Origin of the sequence: Rhodococcus sp. Leaf278, from assembly GCF_001426085.1 — a bacterium.
Classification (GTDB): domain Bacteria; phylum Actinomycetota; class Actinomycetes; order Mycobacteriales; family Mycobacteriaceae; genus Rhodococcoides.
This window is the reverse complement of sequence record NZ_LMRR01000034.1, coordinates 205804-223568: the sequence shown is the minus strand read 5'-3', so window position 1 is coordinate 223568 and position 17765 is coordinate 205804. Positions and strand designations below refer to the sequence as shown.

18 protein-coding genes and 1 tRNA gene are annotated in these 17765 nt (G+C 64.4%); 11 read left to right on the top strand and 8 right to left on the bottom strand.

The genetic code is table 11. The features are described from left to right. Window positions 1-23: 23 nt before the first annotated feature. The 4 genes from ASG84_RS20065 to ASG84_RS20050 all read right to left on the bottom strand — a co-directional run bounded on the left by ASG84_RS20065 (window position 24) and on the right by ASG84_RS20050 (window position 3123). Window positions 24-797, bottom strand: a complete 774-nt coding sequence (locus ASG84_RS20065; RefSeq protein ID WP_200936639.1) for an SCO1664 family protein — start codon at window positions 795-797, stop codon at window positions 24-26. Window positions 798-832: 35 nt separating this feature from the next. Continuing rightward, window positions 833-1423, bottom strand: a complete 591-nt coding sequence (locus ASG84_RS20060) for a DUF3090 domain-containing protein (protein WP_057478728.1) — start codon at window positions 1421-1423, stop codon at window positions 833-835. Window positions 1424-1559: 136 nt separating this feature from the next. Beyond that, window positions 1560-2267 (bottom strand): histidine phosphatase family protein, encoded by a 708-nt coding sequence (locus ASG84_RS20055; protein ID WP_057478727.1) that lies wholly within the window; start codon window positions 2265-2267, stop codon window positions 1560-1562. A 25-nt stretch (window positions 2268-2292) separates the two neighbouring features. After that, window positions 2293-3123, bottom strand: coding sequence for an undecaprenyl-diphosphate phosphatase (locus ASG84_RS20050; protein ID WP_057478812.1), 831 nt, complete (start codon window positions 3121-3123; stop codon window positions 2293-2295). Window positions 3124-3382: 259 nt separating this feature from the next. On the opposite strand from ASG84_RS20050, the gene ASG84_RS20045 reads away from it, so the two are divergent. After that, window positions 3383-4315, top strand: a complete 933-nt coding sequence (locus ASG84_RS20045) for an aldo/keto reductase (RefSeq protein ID WP_057478726.1) — start codon at window positions 3383-3385, stop codon at window positions 4313-4315. A gap of 27 nt (window positions 4316-4342) precedes the next feature. Here the strand turns inward: ASG84_RS20045 and ASG84_RS20040 are convergent, their stop codons facing one another. Beyond that, complete coding sequence (locus ASG84_RS20040; RefSeq protein WP_057478725.1) at window positions 4343-4708, bottom strand: hypothetical protein; 366 nt, start codon at window positions 4706-4708, stop codon at window positions 4343-4345. Between the two features lie 160 nt (window positions 4709-4868). Between ASG84_RS20040 and ASG84_RS20035 the strand changes: the two genes are divergently transcribed. The 3 genes from ASG84_RS20035 (at window position 4869) to ASG84_RS20025 (ending at window position 7374) form a co-directional block, all read left to right on the top strand. Next, on the top strand, window positions 4869-5894 hold the full coding sequence (locus ASG84_RS20035) for a YncE family protein (protein WP_057478724.1): 1026 nt from the start codon (window positions 4869-4871) through the stop codon (window positions 5892-5894). Between the two features lie 93 nt (window positions 5895-5987). Continuing rightward, window positions 5988-6209: a DUF5703 family protein gene (locus ASG84_RS20030; RefSeq protein WP_032377864.1), complete on the top strand. Its 222-nt coding sequence runs from the start codon at window positions 5988-5990 to the stop codon at window positions 6207-6209. A 94-nt stretch (window positions 6210-6303) separates the two neighbouring features. Further along, window positions 6304-7374 (top strand): quinone-dependent dihydroorotate dehydrogenase, encoded by a 1071-nt coding sequence (locus tag ASG84_RS20025; protein ID WP_057478811.1) that lies wholly within the window; start codon window positions 6304-6306, stop codon window positions 7372-7374. 59 nt (window positions 7375-7433) lie between these two features. Here the strand turns inward: ASG84_RS20025 and ASG84_RS20020 are convergent, their stop codons facing one another. Both ASG84_RS20020 and ASG84_RS20015 read right to left on the bottom strand, forming a co-directional pair. Continuing rightward, a complete protein-coding gene (locus ASG84_RS20020; protein ID WP_057478723.1) occupies window positions 7434-7961 on the bottom strand; it encodes a YbhB/YbcL family Raf kinase inhibitor-like protein in 528 nt (175 codons plus the stop codon). Window positions 7962-7977: 16 nt separating this feature from the next. Beyond that, window positions 7978-9336, bottom strand: coding sequence for a M20/M25/M40 family metallo-hydrolase (locus tag ASG84_RS20015; RefSeq protein ID WP_082521102.1), 1359 nt, complete (start codon window positions 9334-9336; stop codon window positions 7978-7980). A gap of 178 nt (window positions 9337-9514) precedes the next feature. On the opposite strand from ASG84_RS20015, the gene ASG84_RS20010 reads away from it, so the two are divergent. The 5 genes from ASG84_RS20010 to ASG84_RS19990 all read left to right on the top strand — a co-directional run bounded on the left by ASG84_RS20010 (window position 9515) and on the right by ASG84_RS19990 (window position 14352). Beyond that, window positions 9515-9600 (top strand) — tRNA-Leu (locus ASG84_RS20010). A gap of 145 nt (window positions 9601-9745) precedes the next feature. Further along, complete coding sequence (locus ASG84_RS20005; RefSeq protein ID WP_057478722.1) at window positions 9746-11206, top strand: SDR family NAD(P)-dependent oxidoreductase; 1461 nt, start codon at window positions 9746-9748, stop codon at window positions 11204-11206. Window positions 11207-11332: 126 nt separating this feature from the next. Beyond that, window positions 11333-12829, top strand: a complete 1497-nt coding sequence (locus ASG84_RS20000; RefSeq protein ID WP_057478721.1) for a glutamate-cysteine ligase family protein — start codon at window positions 11333-11335, stop codon at window positions 12827-12829. Window positions 12830-12871: 42 nt separating this feature from the next. Beyond that, window positions 12872-14137: a saccharopine dehydrogenase family protein gene (locus ASG84_RS19995; RefSeq protein WP_057478720.1), complete on the top strand. Its 1266-nt coding sequence runs from the start codon at window positions 12872-12874 to the stop codon at window positions 14135-14137. Continuing rightward, window positions 14137-14352 (top strand): hypothetical protein, encoded by a 216-nt coding sequence (locus ASG84_RS19990; protein WP_057478719.1) that lies wholly within the window; start codon window positions 14137-14139, stop codon window positions 14350-14352. The genes ASG84_RS19995 and ASG84_RS19990 overlap by 1 nt, the downstream gene beginning before the upstream one ends. Before the next feature lie 181 nt (window positions 14353-14533). On the opposite strand, the gene proP is transcribed toward ASG84_RS19990, so the two are convergent. Beyond that, window positions 14534-16048 (bottom strand): glycine betaine/L-proline transporter ProP, encoded by a 1515-nt coding sequence (proP, locus tag ASG84_RS19985; RefSeq protein WP_057478809.1) that lies wholly within the window; start codon window positions 16046-16048, stop codon window positions 14534-14536. Window positions 16049-16249: 201 nt separating this feature from the next. Here proP and ASG84_RS19980 point away from each other — a divergent pair, with 201 nt between their 5' ends. Together ASG84_RS19980 and ASG84_RS19975 are read left to right on the top strand one after the other, a co-directional pair. Further along, window positions 16250-16720 (top strand): OsmC family protein, encoded by a 471-nt coding sequence (locus ASG84_RS19980; RefSeq protein ID WP_057478718.1) that lies wholly within the window; start codon window positions 16250-16252, stop codon window positions 16718-16720. Further along, complete coding sequence (locus ASG84_RS19975) at window positions 16717-17754, top strand: nucleoside hydrolase (RefSeq protein ID WP_057478717.1); 1038 nt, start codon at window positions 16717-16719, stop codon at window positions 17752-17754. The genes ASG84_RS19980 and ASG84_RS19975 overlap by 4 nt, the downstream gene beginning before the upstream one ends. The last annotated feature ends 11 nt before the right edge of the window (window positions 17755-17765 follow it).

Genomic DNA, 17765 nt, shown 5'->3' with positions numbered 1-17765 from the left:
CAGCCGAGCCTATCCGAGCCCGATCAGAAGGCGGGCCAGGGTATGGGTCTGCTCGAACGGGGCTCCGGCATGACGGGGCGTGCGATGAGCTCCTGCGCCCGATCGAGGACTGCGACAGTTTCGGCCAGGGTGATCTTGTCGACGATGCGCGGCGCGGTGACGGCGTCGAAGGTCTCGACGAACCGAACGACGTCGTTCATCAGGGCGTCGTCGACTGCCTGGCCGGCCCATCCCCACAGCACTGTGCGCAATTTGTTCTCGGCATGCAAGCAGATGCCGTGATCGACTCCATATACGTATCCGTCGAGACCTTCGAGCGCGTGTCCGCCTTTTCGGTCGGCGTTGTTGAGGATCACGTCGAGTACTGCCATCCGCTGCAGACGCGGATCGTCGGCGTGGATCAGCGCGATCTCTTCGCCCTCGCCGTCGTACGCCTGCAGCACCGGAATCCACCCTGCAGGAACCAGATCGGGTCGACAGATGTCGACGAGGTCGACTCGTCCTTCGGCGTGAGCCTCGGGTGTGTCGATCCACTTCTGCACCATTCCGGGCCCGAACGGCCCGTCGCGCAGAACTGTCGGCGGTATGACACCCCAGCCGAGTGCCTCGGATATCTCGAAGGACGCCACTTCGCGACCGGCGAGCGTGCCGTCGGGGAAGTCCCAGAGCGGCACCTCCCCACGAACGGGCTTGTACACGCATCGGACAGAAGAATCGCCCTCGCCCGCTTCGCACACCAGTGTGGCATTGCTGGCCGACACCACCCGCCCGACGATCGTGAGCTCGCCGGTCTCCATGGTCTTTCGTCCCTCGAACGGAGGCAGCTCGACGGTCAAGACTCGTCGACCTCGGTCACCGGTCCGAAGGTCGCGCCGCGACGATATCCGTTGGTTCTAATGCAGACGTGTCCCTCGGGTGCCAACGGCAGTCCGCACAACGGGCACGGCGCGCGACCCGCTGCGATCACACGTTCGGATCGGACCGCGAATTCGCGAGCCTGAACCGGGGTCAGGAACACCCGCACTGCATCGGGGCCTTCGTCCGTGTCGTCGAGAACGACGGACTCGTCGACCTCGACCTCACTGACCGCCAACAGTTCCACCACGACTGCATTGGCATCGGCATCCCAGCCGAGCCCCATCGTGCCGACGCGAAACTCGGTATCGATCGGAGTCAGAAGTGGGCTGGTATCGACGGTGTCCGCTTCCTCGGCCGGCACATCGGCTCCGAATCTGCGATGCACTTCTTCGAGCAGAAGCCCCACCCGGTCGGCCAGGACCTGAACCTGCTGCTTTTCCAACGCGACCGACACCACCCGTGCGTCGTGCACTGCTTGCAGAAAGAACGTTCGGTCGCCCGGTTCACCAACGGTCCCGGCAACGAAACGATCAGGGGTGCGAAAAACGTGTATTGCGCGCGGCATTGCACCTCCTAACGACTCGAACAACTCCGCGTGGCACATCGCGGAACCTTCATTATCGGCCACAGATGGACCATGGACGGTATTGCTTGCTCTCCAGCCTGCCACCGATGGGGGCTTCGGCGCCGAATCGCCCGCCCTAGCTGCCCGCGCCACCGCCGACGACCGCGTCCGAAGAGCTCGAAACGTCCGATTCCGACGCGTCGGGCTCCTCGGCCTTCGGAACGAAGGCGCTGAGATCGGACCCGGTGTCGTTGGTCCGCAGAACGAACGGCCGCGTGGAGGTGTAGCGAACGACACTGATCGATGCCGGGTCGGCGACGATGCGCTGGAACGAGTCCAGGTGGGCACCCATCGCATCCGAGAGCACCGACTTGATGACATCGCCGTGTGAGCAGGCAACCCACAGCACGTCCCGGCCGTGCTGCGCAGCCAACCGGGCGTCGTGCTCCCGCACGGCCTGCACCGCGCGCTGCTGCACCGTCGCCAGACCTTCGCCGTCGGGAAACACAGCTGCCGACGGATGCTGCTGAACCACCTTCCACAGCGGCTCGGCCAACAACTCCTTGATCGTCCGACCGGTCCACTGCCCGTAATCCACTTCCACCAGACGGTCCTCGACCACCGGCGACATGCCGAGCTTGGCGGCCAACGGCTCCACCGTCTGCTCACACCGGAGCAACGGCGAACGGACGATCTCGGCAACCGGAAGCTCACCGAGGCGATCCGCTACCGCCTGCGCCTGCTCGCGCCCGCGGTCGTCGAGTTCGATGCCGGCACTGCGACCCGCGAGAGTGCCCGCGGTGTTCGACGTCGAGCGGCCGTGCCGAAGCAAGATGACTGTCATTGCTCCGAGCCTAACGAGGCGGGCTTCACGTAGCGGATACGACCCCGCCGGCCAACAAGCCGAGAACCACAACTCCGAGCACGATCCGGTACCCGACGAACCAGTACAGCGAATGGTTCGCTACGAACTTGAGAAGCCAGGCAATCGAGGCGTAGCCGAGGCCGAAAGCGATGACGGTTGCCACCAGCAATTGCGGGCCGGACGCGGCCAGTCCCGTGCCGACCGGCTCGAAGGCGTCGGGCAGCGAGAACAATCCGGAGGCGGTCACCGCCGGAATGGCGAGCAGAAACGAGAATCGCACGGCTGCTTCGCGTTCGAGGCCGAGAAACAGGCCTGCGCTCGTCGTCGCGCCGGAGCGAGACACTCCGGGAATCAATGCCAGACACTGCGCCAGACCCATGACGATGCCGTCGCGGGTGGTCAACTTCTCGATCGGACGTTCCTTGCGGCCGACCTTCTCCGCTACCGCGATGACGATGGCGAACGCGATGAGCATGAACGCGATGAGATACAGGTTGCGGGCACCGGTTCGGATCTGGTCCTTGAAGAGCAGGCCGAGCACACCGATGGGGATGGTGGCGATGATCACGTACCACCCCATCCGGTAGTCGAGACCCCGTTCGTCCCTCTTCGTCAGCCCGACGAACCAGGCTTTGACAATCCGTACGATGTCGCGCCAGAAGAACAGCAGCACTGCGGCTTCGGTGCCGAGTTGCGTCACGGCGGTGAACGAGGCACCGGCGTCCTCGTTCCAGAAGACTCCGGACACGATTCGGAGGTGGCCCGACGAGGAAATCGGCAGAAATTCCGTCAACCCCTGCACGGCACCGAGAATGATCGCTTGCAGCCACGTCATGTCGATCATGCGGAACCCCGATCCGACATCGACATCTCCGACATGGAAGCGGATGGACTCTTCGTTACCGATGCGTGGCCCACGGCCCGCCCCCTGAATTCGCGATTCACGGGGACGACCGTACCCGGCGCCACGGGTTCGTACCGAGCCGAACGACGCGGCGCGGCACATTCACAGACAGCAGCCGGGCGCACTACTGTGCACTGGCGGCAGTGCAGTTCGACACCGAGGATCACACGTAAAAGGACATTCGGCACATATGAAGCAGAGATCGGTCGGCACCAGCGGACTCCGAGTCTCCAGGCTCGGGCTCGGCACGCTCGGATGGGGCAGCGGAACCGACGGCGACGACGCCGCAGCGCAACTGTCGGCGTTCGCCGAGGCCGGTGGCACCCTGGTCGACACTTCCCCGGCGTACGGGGACGGTCGGGCGCAGCGCGTCCTCGCCGAGCTGCTCGACGACGTGGTCCCCAGGGACGAACTGGTGATCAGCAGTGCAGCGGGGTTGAACCCGCGGCACGGCCGATACGACATCGACTGCTCACGACGTGGTCTTCTCGGACAGCTGGATGCCACGCTGCGCGAGCTCGGAACGGACTATCTCGACTTGTGGCAGGTGGCGGCCTGGGACCCGATGACACCTGTCGACGAGGTCGCGGCGACGCTCGATTACGCCGTCACCAGCGGACGGGTTCGCTACACCGGTGCCCGCGGCTACCTCGGCTGGCAGTTGGCGACGGCAGCGGGCGCAGCCGATACCGGTCGAATCGTGGCCACGCAGGCGGAGTACTCCCTGCTGGCCCGCGGTATCGAGGACGAGTTGATTCCTGCCGCACATCACCACGGCATCGGTGTGCTGGCCGCAATTCCGCTCGCGGGTGGCGTGTTGACGGGCAAGTATCGCAACGGCATTCCTGCAGATTCCCGCGGTGCCGACGAGTTGCACGCCGAGTCCGTGCTGTCCTACCTCACCGATTCTGCGGTCAGCATCGTCGATGCTGCCGTCACCGCAGCCGACGGGCTCGCGACCTCTCCCCTCGTCGTAGCACTGGCGTGGGCTCGGGATCGTCCGGGCGTGAGCAGTGCCATCGTGGGAGCTCGCGATCTTGCCCAACTGATGGGTGCCCTGATGGCCGAGGAACTCGAGCTACCGGCGGCGATCGCGTCCGCGCTGGACGACGTCAGCGCCTGATCGCGCGCCCGCGAACTGCGTTGCGCGTCAGAAACCCTCCAACACCGAATTGACTCGGTTGAAGAACGCTCGGACGGCCGTCGTGTCTCGCTGTGACACATCGGACAAGTGCTGCGCATGTACGACCGCGTCACGCACCACACCGATGATGCTGCGTTCGTCGGTCAGATCGATCTCGGTGACCGAGTGTTCGGACACCGCTTCGACCTCGGACCGATCCGGCACCGGGGACCGTACGTCGGCCCGGTAGATCTCCACGTACAACGTGCTGCGGTGCACCCGAAACGCGAACGCCCGACCGTCGTCGGTGTGCCCGAAACCGTTCGCATGCGTTCCGGCATTGACTTCTTCGACGGCGAAGTGTGCTTCCTCGGATTCCACGTCCACTCCCATGTCGTGCGTTCACCTCGGACGATCAACGCTACCGCTTCACCCGGCACGGCCGGTCGACACCCGATCCAGCACGGTCGATTTCACCGGGATCGTCGCACGCTGGTACAGATGTGGCATCGGCACAACAGGGCAGTGTCACCAAGGAAGTAGGTTCGGTTCCATGCCAACACCGTCGGCTCGTACCGTTCGAGCGGCAGTTGCATCCGCACTCGCCGTGATCACAGTGGTGTCGGTGAGCGGGTGTTCGAGCGACGACGAGAATGCCGACGAGATTTCCGTCGAACCGCTGCCACCGGCCCAGTCCCCCGAGACGGCGGTGAGTCCTGCCGGGATCGTCACCGACTTCGCGCCGATCGACGCGCTCACCTTCGATCCTGTCACCCGCACCTTGGTGGCACTGACCGAGCAATCGACCTCGGTCAGTCTGGTTCGCAGCGACGCGTCGGCGGAGGCGCGTGTGATCGACCTCGGCTCTACCGGCGCAGCACTGGTTGCAGGCCGGGATTCGACCGTCCTGGTTCCCATGAACGGTTCCGTGGCCAGGATCGATGTCTCGGACGGGCAGCGCACCGATCTGGCCGTCGAATCGAATGCCCTGTCGGCTGCCGACCTGCCCGACGGCACGACTGCCGTCGGCGACGATACCGGCGCAATCCGCCTCTTCGACGCGAGCGGACAGGTGACCAGCACGGTCTCCGGAGGAAGTGTGACCTCGGCCGACGCGTTGGCCAGTACACCGAAGGGCGTCTCGGTTCTCGATCGCAGCCAGACGTCGGTGACCGATGTGAATCTGGACGACGGCACCCTCGGAGTGGCTCTGCGGGCCGGCGAAGGTGCCGCGGAGATGACCAGCGACGACTTCGGTCGGCTTCTGGTCACCGATTCGACCGGCACGGAGTTGCTCGTCTTCACCTCGCACGACCTGCTCATGCGACAGCGGTTTCCGGTCGGGTCGAAGCCATGGGCGATCGCCTACGATGAACAGTCCGGCGTCACGTGGGTGACACTGCCCGCCCTCAACGAGGTGGTCGGGTACACACTCGATACCGGAATTCCCGTCGAGACCGAGCGGTTGGCCACTGTGCGGCAGCCTGATTCGATTGCCGTCGACGACAACACCGGCGACCTGTACATCGGATCGGCGACGGGCGACGGGCTGCAGCGCATCCCTTCCGCGGGTCGTTGAGCTGGGCAGGAGTGGAGCCTGCAGGAACGACCCATCAGGAAGCCAAGGAGGCATGTGAACGCACACGAGAATTCGACGCCGGGACGAGCCAAGATGCCCGTCGGATGGGAAGTGTCGCCCTCCGACGATTGGGAATACGTTCCGCTGCGGCTGCCACCGGACGTCACCCGGGTCACGGCGTCGATGAGGCTGGCGATCCAGGCGGAGTTCGGCGGCTGGGAACTGTCGCGAGTTCGGCTGTACACCGACGGCAGCCGGCGCGTTCTGCTGAAGCGGAAGAAGACTGCGCATCACATCCCGGAGCCTGGAATCTGACGTTCGCAGCAGTACTGTCCGACCGCAGTGAACATTCCGCCTCAGCATGTCCGCCGAAGCCTGATCGATCGGAAAGAAGACCGTGGGAGACCGTCTGTACCGCGCGCTGTTGCGCCTGATGTTCCTCGTGCCACCGGAGCGGATACACCATCTCGCCTTCGCTGTTCTCCGTGCCGTGGCGGTGGTACCTCCGCTGCGCGTCCTGGCCGAGAAGGCTTTCGTGGTTCGAGACCCGCGGCTTCGTTCGACCGTGTTCGGCATCGACTTCCCAGCTCCGCTCGGTCTGGCGGCCGGCTTCGACAAGAATGCAGACGGCATCGATGCCTGGGAGCCCATCGGGTTCGGGTTTGCCGAGATCGGTACCGTGACGGCGCAGGGCCAGCCCGGCAACCCCACGCCTCGACTGTTTCGGTTGCCTCTCGATCGCGCCATCGTGAACCGCATGGGCTTCAACAACCACGGTGCAGCGCATGCCGCCGAGCGGTTGCGCTCGAGGCGTACCCGCATCCCCATCGGTGCCAACATCGGCAAGACCAAGATCGTGGAGCCCGCCGGCGCTGCTGCGGACTACACGTCCAGCGCTCGTTTGCTGGGCCCACTGGCAGACTTCGTCGTCGTCAACGTGAGCTCACCGAACACGCCGGGTCTCCGTGACCTACAGGCAGTCGAATCGCTACGACCGATCCTGGTCGCGGTGCAATCGGTGGTGACCGTGCCGGTACTGGTCAAGATTGCCCCTGACCTCTCCGACGAGGACATCGATGCCGTGGCCGATCTGGCCGTCGAACTCGGACTCGACGGCATCGTGGCCACCAATACGACGATCTCGCGCGCGGGCCTGCGCACCGAGGCAGACGTGGTGTCCGCTATCGGAGCTGGAGGCCTGTCCGGCGCACCGGTGGCTGAGCGATCGCTCGAGGTACTGCGGCGGCTGTACCGCCGAGTGGGTACCCGACTGACGTTGATCTCCGTCGGGGGAATCGAAACCGAGGCGCAGGCCTGGGAGCGCATCACTGCGGGAGCGTCTTTGGTTCAGGGCTATACGGGGTTCATCTACGGCGGCCCGCTGTGGATCAAGGGCATTCACCGGGGACTGTCGGCGCGCCTGGCGCAGAACGGGTTCGCCACCATCGCAGAGGCCGTGGGATCGGCGAACAGGGTCTGACCACTCCCCCCCCTCGTGCGCGTTTTGCGTACCCAAAGGTACGCAAAACGCGCACGACCTCAGGCCTCGTACGTGCCGGTGATGACCGCACGCCCGATGGCGTGCGAGAACAGATTGAAGCCGAGGTAGGCCGGGGTGGCCGTGTCGTCCACCTCCAGTCGCTCGACATCCACCGCATGGACGGCGATGAAGTACCGGTGCGGACCGTGACCGGCCGGCGGAGCGGCTCCGATGTAGCGGAACAGGCCCGCGTCGTTCTTCAGCGTCACCGCAGTGCTGGGCACTCCGGTTCCGCCGTCGTCGCCTGCGCCCGACACCAGTGACGTCGTCTCGACGGGGATGTTCGCCACTGCCCAGTGCCAGAAGCCGGACGCCGTGGGCGCATCGGGGTCGTAGACGGTCACAGCAAAGCTCTTGGTGCCTTCGGGGAAACCGGACCAGGACAGCTGCGGAGAGTTGTCGTGCCCACCGGCTCCCATGATTCCGCTGACCTGCTGAGCGGCCAACGCCTGGCCGTCCTCGACGTCCTCGGACGTCAACTCGAAGGACGGTAGGTCCGGAAGCGAGTCGTATGGGTTGTACGCCACGATGGTTCCTTTCGTGTCAGCTGTTCATCAAGAAGTGTTCGAGTACCTGTGTACCGAACTCCAACGACTCCACGGGTACTCGTTCGTCGATCCCGTGAAACAACGCCGCGAAATCCAGTTCCGGCGGAAGCTTCAACGGAGCGAACCCGAAACAGCGAATCCCGATGCGCGCGAACGCTTTCGCATCGGTGCCGCCCGACAACATGTAGGGAACCGTTCGACCGTTCGGATCGTGCGCGAGGACGGCCTCGTTCATCGCATCGACGAGATCACCGTCGAACGTGGTCTCGTACGGCTCGAGCTTCGTGATCCATTCCCGCTCGACGTTGGGGCCGATCAAGTCGTCGACCTCCTTCTCGAAGGCCGCCTGCCGACCGGGAAGCACCCGGCAATCCACTACCGCCGTCGCCGTCTGCGGAATCACGTTGGCCTTGTATCCCGCCGAGAGCATCGTCGGGTTCGCGGTGTCACGCAGGGTCGCTCCGACGATGCGCGCGATGCTGCCGAGTTTGAGCAGGGTGCCGTCGATGTCCGGCGAGGTGGGGTCGAAGTCGAGGCCGGACTCCTCGGAGACCGCGTGCAGGAATTGCGACACCGATTCGGTGAGGACCAACGGAAACGTGTGATTGCCGAGTTTGGCGACGGCCTCGGCCAGGTATGTCACCGCGTTGTCGTCGTGGAGGAACGATCCGTGGCCGGCGCGGGCCTTGGCGGTGAGCCGCATCCAGGCAAGGCTCTTCTCCGCGGTCTCGACCATGTAGAGCCGCTTCTCGGTGCCGTCCGGGCGTGCGACTGTCAGCGAGAACCCGCCGACCTCGCCGACTGCCTCGGTGACGCCCTCGAACAGATCGGGCCGGTTGTCGACCAGCCAGTGCGACCCGTACTTCCCACCTGCCTCCTCGTCGGCGAGGAACGCGAACAGGATGTCGCGGGGCGGCACGGTTCCGTTCGATTTGAATTGCCGGGCCAGCGCAAGGGCCATACCGACCATGTCTTTCATGTCGACCGCACCACGACCCCACACGTACCCGTCCTCGACGGCGCCGGAAAACGGATGCACACTCCAGTCGGCAGGCTCGGCCGGCACGACGTCCAGGTGGCCGTGGACCAGGAGGGCACCGCGCGAGGAGTCCGCTCCACGCAACCAGGCAAACACGTTGCCACGGCCGGGAGCGCCCGATTCGACGTACTCGGTCTCGTATCCCACCTCCTCGAGCTTGCTCGCCACCCACTCGGCGCATTCCTTCTCGCCGACCGTGGTCTCCAGTTCTCCGGTGTTCGACGTGTCGAACCGAATGAGGGAACTGACCAGATCCACGACCTCGTCGAGGGCGACGGTGGGGTTGCTGGCGGAATGATGTCCGGGGTTGCTCACATCGTTGGGCACACCGTTGTTCCTACCACCAGAATTCGCCGGGAGCACCACATGCAATGGCTTCGTGCATGAACTGACGTGCGGATTTGGGTTATCGGGAACCCGTCGGATAATCTTACGCAGCGCACAGCGGCCGGCTGTGAATGCAGGAAGAATAGATGCGACAACAGTCGCGCTTGTCCGAGTGGCGGAATGGCAGACGCGCTAGCTTGAGGTGCTAGTGTCCTATTAACGGACGTGGGGGTTCAAGTCCCCCCTCGGACACCGTCTGAAAGATATAGGCAGACAAAGATTTTCACAGATCTGAGTTGAGACAGACGAAACGGACCCTGATTCTTCGGAATCGGGGTCTTTTTCGTTCTGCACTCGTTTCTTTCGGCTCGAAGGGGCCGATGCTAGGAGACTGACGATGGACGCGATCGACCCAACCGATCTCGAGACGTGCCTGCGCGTGCTGCAGCAGGCCGCAGAGCTGGACAAGAACCATCCGGATTCGATCGCTGTGCAACGCGCGTCCGGTGCCATGTTCAAAGATCTCAAGCGGGCCCGACGCGTCGCCGCGCGTAATGCCGTCAACGCCGCCGACCGTGCCGTCGTCGCTGCAACCGCAACCGGATCGCCGGACCGCATCGACGACGAGACTGCGGGGCTTTCGCTCACCTCGCGCGCAGAGGGCGACATCGCGGGCACGCTGATCAAGGCTCGCCCCTGCTACATCTGCAAGCAGCGTTACACCCACGTCGACTCGTTCTATCACCAGCTGTGCCCGGAGTGCGCGACGCTCAATCGTGGCAAGCGCAACGCTCGAACCGACCTGTCCGGACGACGCGCGTTGTTGACCGGAGGGCGGGCGAAGATCGGGATGTACATTGCGCTTCGCCTGCTTCGGGACGGTGCCCACACGACGATCACCACACGATTCCCCAACGATGCGGTTCGGCGGTTCGCCGCGATGGACGACAGCGATCAGTGGCTGCATCGACTTCGCATCGTCGGGATCGACCTGCGCGACCCGGCTCAGGTTGTGGCACTTGCAGATTCGGTTGCAGCGGAAGGTCCGCTCGATATTCTGATCAACAACGCCGCGCAAACCGTCAAGCGCTCCCCCGGTTCGTACAGCGCGCTGGCCGACGCCGAGGCCGAACCTCTGCCGGCCGCCTTGACCGACGGGGCAGGCCCGGAGCGCATCACGTTCGGCAAGACCAGTGACGCCCACCCTGCGTCGCTCGCGAGTTCGCTGCCGGCGACCGCACTCGGCGGGCAGTCGGCCGCAGCGTTGAGTGCAGACGACGTGGCCTCGCTCGCCATGGTCGCGGGCTCGGTGACGGCCGAGAGAATCGAGCGTGGGCTCGCTATCGATGCAGGCGGTCTGGTGCCCGACCTGGCCGAGACGAACAGCTGGATCCACACAGTCGAACAGGTCGACCCGGTCGAGTTGCTCGAAGTGCAGCTGTGCAATTCGGTTGCCCCGTTCATTCTCGTGTCGCGTCTGCGTCCGGCAATGGAAGCCTCGGACGCCAGACGTAAGTACGTCGTCAACGTCTCGGCGATGGAGGGCCAGTTCGGACGCGCATACAAGGGCCCCGGACACCCGCACACCAACATGGCCAAGGCAGCACTGAACATGCTGACCCGCACGAGCGCGAAAGAGATGTCGGCCAGCGGAATCCTGATGACCGCTGTCGACACCGGCTGGATCACCGACGAGCGCCCGCACCCCACCAAGATGCGGCTGGCCGACGAGGGATTCCACGCTCCGCTCGACCTGGTGGACGGTGCGGCTCGGGTGTACGACCCGATCGTGCAGGGTGAATCTGGAATCGATCTGTACGGCTCGTTCCTCAAGGATTACCAACCGTCACCCTGGTGATATCGCGTCGTCCGACAGAAGATTTCGACGTGTGTCCCCCGCGGCGATCACGGGCTGCGATACTCGAAAGCCGAAGCTGTTTCGCGTCAGCGGACGGCCCTTCAGACGCACCGATAGGCGGTCACCATGGGCGAGGACGTCGAGCGTCGTAAGTTCACCAGGCAAGATCGGCACGAGTTTCGGCAGAAGGTTCAGGACTGTCTCGACGCCTTGGCGACAATGCTGGCCGACGAGACCTTCCACGTCGGCGAGCCGCAGATCGGTATGGAGATCGAGCTCAATCTCGTCGACGACGACATGGCACCCTCGATGGCCAACGCCGCCGTGCTCGACGCCATCGCCGACCCCGACTATCAGACAGAACTCGGCCAGTTCAACATCGAGATCAACGTCGACCCTCGGCCGTTGCGTGGCGCCTCCATCGCGGAGTTGGAAACGGACCTGCGGCGCTCGTTGAATGCAGCGGACGAACGTGCACGCACCTCAGGTAGCCGTCTTGCCATGATCGGGATGCTTCCGACGCTCGACGAGGAACACTTCGAGCACCGATGGCTGTCGGCCAATCCTCGATACGACCTGCTCAACCAACAGATCTTTGCCGCGAGAGGCGAGGACATCGAACTGAAGATCGGTGGTGTTCGACTGCCCGGTGCCGCTACTACCGAGGACCTGGACATCGTCACCGACACCATCCTGCCCGAGGCTGCGTGCACCTCTGTGCAGTTGCATCTGCAGGTCGCGCCCGAGGAATTCGCGTCGTATTGGAATGCGGCACAAGCGCTTTCGGGAGTGCAAGTGGCCCTCGCCGCCAACTCGCCGTTCTTCGCAGGCCGTGCGCTGTGGCACGAAACTCGCATACCGCTGTTCGAGCAGGCTACCGACACCCGCCCCCAGGAGCTGAAGAATCAGGGTGTTCGGCCCCGGGTGTGGTTCGGCGAACGATGGATCACGTCGATATTCGATCTGTTCGAGGAGAACTCGCGCTACTTCCCGGCGTTGCTGCCCGTGTGCAGCGACGAGGACCCCAAGGCCGCCCTGTCAGAGGGAAAGACGCCGTCGCTGTCCGAACTGCGCATGCACAACGGAACCGTCTACCGATGGAATCGTCCGATCTACGACCGGTCCGGCGACGGTCACCACATACGGCTCGAGAACCGCGTCCTCCCGGCCGGACCCTCGGTGGTGGACACCCTTGCCGATGCCGCGTTCTATTACGGCACGGTGCGGGCTCTGGCCGACGCCGACCGACCGCTGTGGTCACAGATGTCGTTCGACGCCGCTGAGGAGAACGTGCACTCCGCCGCACGCGGCGGCTTCGATTCGATGCTGTATTGGCCCGAAGTCGGCTGGGTGAGTCCGCAAGAACTGGTGTTGCGTCGACTGCTGCCGATGGCCGATGCCGGATTGACCGCCTACGGCGTGGACACGACCGTGCGCGACCGGTACCTCGGGGTGATCGAGGCTCGTTGCCTGGCGAAGCAGTCCGGTTCGGTCTGGCAACGCAACTCGGTCGTCGCCCGCGAACGCGCAGGCGACAAGCGGGATCGAGCTCTCGCCGGAATGCTGGGCGACTACGTCACCCGGATGAACTCCGGAGAGCCCGTACACACCTGGACCAACTGACGCGCTTCGACTCGGTGCGGCAACCGCGTTAGTGTCGCTGCTATGAACTCGCCTGCTTCGGACTCGACCATCGGCCCCGATCGCACCTACGACATCGTCGTCTACGGAGCCACCGGCTTCGTCGGGAAACTGACCGCGAAGTACCTTGCCGAGCACGCTCCGGCGGAAACTCGCATCGCTCTGGCCGGTCGTTCGACCGCACGGGTACATGCCGCGCAGAAGGAACTCGGACCGAAGGCCGCACACTGGTCCGCCCTCGAAGCCGACGCCACCGATGTCGCGTCGCTGGAGACCATGGCCCGGTCCACCAAGGTCGTCATCACCACGGTCGGCCCTTACGCGAAGTACGGTTTGGCCCTGGCAACGGCCTGCGCCGAAGCCGGGACGGACTACGTCGACCTCACCGGCGAGGTCCTGTTCGCCCGCGAGAGCATCGACGCCAATCACGAGATCGCCCAGCGCACCGGAGCACGGATCGTCCACTCGTGCGGATTCGATTCCGTTCCGTCCGACATCGGAGTACATGCCCTGTACGAGGCCGTCACGGCCGACAACGCGGGCGAACTCACCGACACGACGCTGGTGGTCACCTCGATGTCCGGCGGAGTCAGCGGCGGCACCATCGACTCGCTGCGAGGACAGATCGAGACGATGAAGAAGGACAAGCGAGCCCGACGGATCGCCGCTCGTCCGTACTCACTCAGTCCGGACCGAGGTCTGGAGCCACAGCTCGGCCGTCAACTCGACACCGTCCTGATCGACGGCAAGAAGATCGACCCGAGTCTGCGCGGGTGGAAGGCCCCGTTCGTGATGGCCTCGTACAACACGCGCGTCGTCCGGCGCAGCAATGCACTTCGTGACTGGGCCTACGGCAAGCAGTTCCGCTACAGCGAAGTGATGAGCGTGGGGTCGTCGTTCGCCAGCCCGGTCCTCGCCGGCGCGCTCTCGGCGGGCTTGTTCGTGGGAGTGTCCGCCATGACGGTGCTGCCGGGTAAGGTCCTCGACCGCATCCTGCCCAAGCCAGGAACCGGTCCCAGCGAGAAGGCCCGTGAGAAGGGACATTTCACGGTCGACCTGTACACCCTCACGACTTCCGGTGCTCGCTACCGGGCCCGGGTCAAGGCGTCGGGCGACCCCGGCTACAAGGCAACGGCGGTGATGCTCGCCGAGTCTGCGCTCGCGCTGGTGCTCGGTGGGGACGCGTTGCCGAAGGCCAGTGGCGTTCTCACTCCGGCCACGGCGATCGGCGACGTTCTGATCGACCGTCTCAACGCGGCCGGGATGGAGATCTGGGCCAAGCGGAGCTGATGGCGGTGGGGGGATCGCCGGTCACGCCCGGGTTTCTCGCCTCGACGCTCCCCGTGGCCACGCTCGCCGGCGAGTCGGTGGGTGCTCTCGGCACGGCGGTCACCCGTTTGTGTAGCGCGCTGGGTCTGGTGTCGACCGATACCGACCTGGTGACGCCGACAACGTCCGTGGCGCGCAGGTCGACGTCGCTCTCGCCAGAACGGCGGCGTGGTTGACCGAGCTTTCCGGTAGGGAACCAGAACATGGCACCGCCGTTGAACCGCCACCGGAGTGCGCTGTCACGCACGGATCGGTGACAGCAGCGCGACCGGTATTCGACGACTATTCCGACTACACCTACCCCGCTCATGTCTGAGGTAACGATGACGCCGTGTGGCTACCGCGCTGATCGGCCCTCTAGCTACGCCCGGTCAACGCCGACGCCTCGGTGTACAGGTCCTTGGCCTCTTCGGTCGAATCCACCTGGGGCGGAGAGCCATCGAGCGGCTGAGTAGCCGATTCACGGAGGAAACCGACGGCAATGAGACCGATGACCCCGCTGAGAATCAGATAGTAGGCCGGAATCATGGTGCTGCCGGTAGACGTGACCAGCGCCGAGGTGACCAGCGGCGTGGTGCCGCCGAAGATCGATACCGACAGGTTGAATCCGATCGACAGTGCGGCGTAGCGCACCCGGGTCGGAAACAGGGCAGGCAGCGTCGATGCACTGGGGGCAGCGAAACATGCCAACACCACTCCCAGCAGCAAGCAGGCGACCAGCGGCCCGATCCACCCGGTCTGCTGGATGAGCAGGAAGCATGGAATGGCCAGGACGATCTGGCCGACTGCACCGAACACGAACACCGGCTTGCGGCCGATTCTGTCCGTCAACCGTCCGACGGCCACGATGATGGACACGACCACGACCATTGCGGACAGGACCAACAGGTCGGCACTGAGCTGGCTACGCCCGACGACCTCGGTGAAGTACGTGGGCAGGTACGAGGTCACCATGTAATTGGTGACGTTGTACAGCAACACGATTCCCATGCAGATCAGCAGAGCCCGCCAGTGATCGGTGAAGATCTTTCCCACAGACCTCCGTGCACTCTCCTGCGCTTTCACCTTGCTGTCGTGTTCGTCGAGTTGCTTACGGAATGCGGGAGTGTCCTCGAGCTTGAGACGTAGATACAAACCGATGATGCCCATCGGTCCGGCAATGAAGAACGGTATGCGCCAACCCCATTCGACCATGGTGGCGTCGCCCAAAACCGCATTCAGAATCGTCACCAACCCGGACCCCATCGCGTATCCGACGAAGGTGCCGAAATCGAGCCAACTCCCGAGGAAGCCCCGCCGTTTGTCCGGGGAGTACTCGGCGATGAAGGTCGTGGCACCGCCATACTCACCGCCGGTGGAAAAGCCTTGAACCAACCGTGCGACCAGAAGGAGAATCGGTGCCCAGATTCCGATGGTCGCGTAGCTCGGAATCAGGCCGACGGCCAACGTACCGATCGACATCATGATCATGGTGGCGGCCAGGACCTTCTGGCGTCCGATCCGGTCGCCGAGAGGGCCGAAGAAGAGTCCACCGAGTGGCCGTACGACGAATGCTGCCGCGAACGTGGCGAAGGTCGACAGCAACTGGACCGCGGGTGATGCGTCGGGGTAGAACACCTTGCCCAGCGTCGCAGCGAGGTAGCCGTAGACACCGAAGTCGAACCATTCCATCGTGTTGCCCAGCGCCGCCGCGGACACCGCGCGCTTGAGCATGGGTTGGTCGACGACCGTGATGCTCTCTTCCGACATCGCCGGCTTGCGACGCATGCGTGTGAAGAATGCGTCCCGCCGAAGACGCTGAACGTGGCGCTGACCCCACTTCGGGATCTGGGGTGACGACTCGGGCGATTCTGGATCTTGCGCAACCGTCATTGCAGCAACGTTAGCCAGCACAACGACCAGCGGACAAACGCCGAATCGGACATCGGCAAGCACGAAGGTACATTCCCCCAGGTAGAAGTCGGTCGATCGAATCTGCGCTGCTACCTTGACAATTGACGCATTTATCGCAATACGGACAGGTCTCCTCGTCTCGCGCATCGACAGTGAAACAAGGCCTGGCACGATGGACAGATGCCCACCCACGACTACGCCCTCGCCGTGAGCTGGACCGGCAACCGCGGACACGGAACGGCGAGCGCAGCCGCATACGACCGCGATCATCTCGTCACAGCACCCGGCAAGCCCGATCTCCGGGCCAGTTCCGATCCAAGTTTTCGGGGCGATCCGGAGCGCTGGAACCCCGAGGAGCTACTCGTGGCCTCGCTGTCGAGTTGCCACATGCTGTGGTACCTCGGACTCGCCGCTGCATCGGGCGTGATCGTCACCGACTACATCGACTCCCCCAGCGGGGTGATGACCGAGCAGTCCGACGGCTCCGGGCAGTTCGTCGAGGTCACCCTCACCCCGGTGGTGACGGTCGCCGAGTCCTCGATGGTGACCCGCGCCGAGAAGCTGCACGCCGATGCCGCCGCCAAGTGCTTCATCGCCCGCTCTGTGAACTTCCCCGTACGCCACGATCCGACCACGAAGGTGGACGCATGACCGTACCGATGATCGTCGACGTCGACACCGGAATCGACGATTCGCTGGCTCTGCTCTACCTGTTGGCCAGCGAGGAGGCCGACATACTCGGCATTGCGTCCACCGCAGGCAATGTTCCTGTGAACCAGGTGGCCGCGAACAATCTGGCGTGGCTCGATCTGTGCCGCGCAGGTGATGTCGAGGTAGCGCTCGGCGCCCAGGTGCCGCTGGTAGCACCGCTGATGACCACGGAGGAGACCCATGGACCGCAAGGGATCGGGTATGCAGAGCTACCGGTCTCCCCTCGTCTGCTGTCATCCCGAGATGCCACCACGATGTGGATCGAGCTCGTGCATTCACGTCCGGGCGAGATCACCGGGCTCGTTACCGGTCCGCTGACCAATCTCGCGTCGGCGATTCGCCGCGATCCCGAGTTGCCCCGATTGTTGAAGCGGTTGGTGCTCATGGGAGGAGCGTTTCAACACCAGGGCAACACGACGCCGACCAGCGAATGGAACATCGCGGTGGACCCGGAGGCAGCCGCAGAGGTGTTCGCGGCCTTCTCCGGACTGCCTGTAAACCGTCGACCGATCGTCTGTGCGCTCGACATCACCGAGACCATCGAGATGACGCCGGAACATGTCCGGCGGCTTGCCGAACGGGCCGCGAGCTCTCCGGGCGAGGTGATCTCGCCCGACGATGCACCAGGAATTCGGTCGACCGCGTCGAATCCGATCGTTCGGCACTTCTCCGACGCGGTGCGGTTCTACATGGAGTTCCATCGCGACCACGATCAAGGATTCCTGGCGCACATGCACGATCCGTTTGCGGCCGCTGTCGCACTGGATGCGAATATCGCCACCTACCGACACGCGACCGTCGACGTCGAACTCGCCGGAACCCTGACTCGCGGAACGACGGTCGCGGACTGGCGCGGTATGTGGGGCAGGGACGCAAACGTGGCGATCGCGACACACACCGATCCGGAAGCGTTCTTCGACCGCCTGATCGATCGTGTCGGTGCTCTCGCCGCCCGGCTCTACCCCGCTGTGTAGCGACCAGGAAT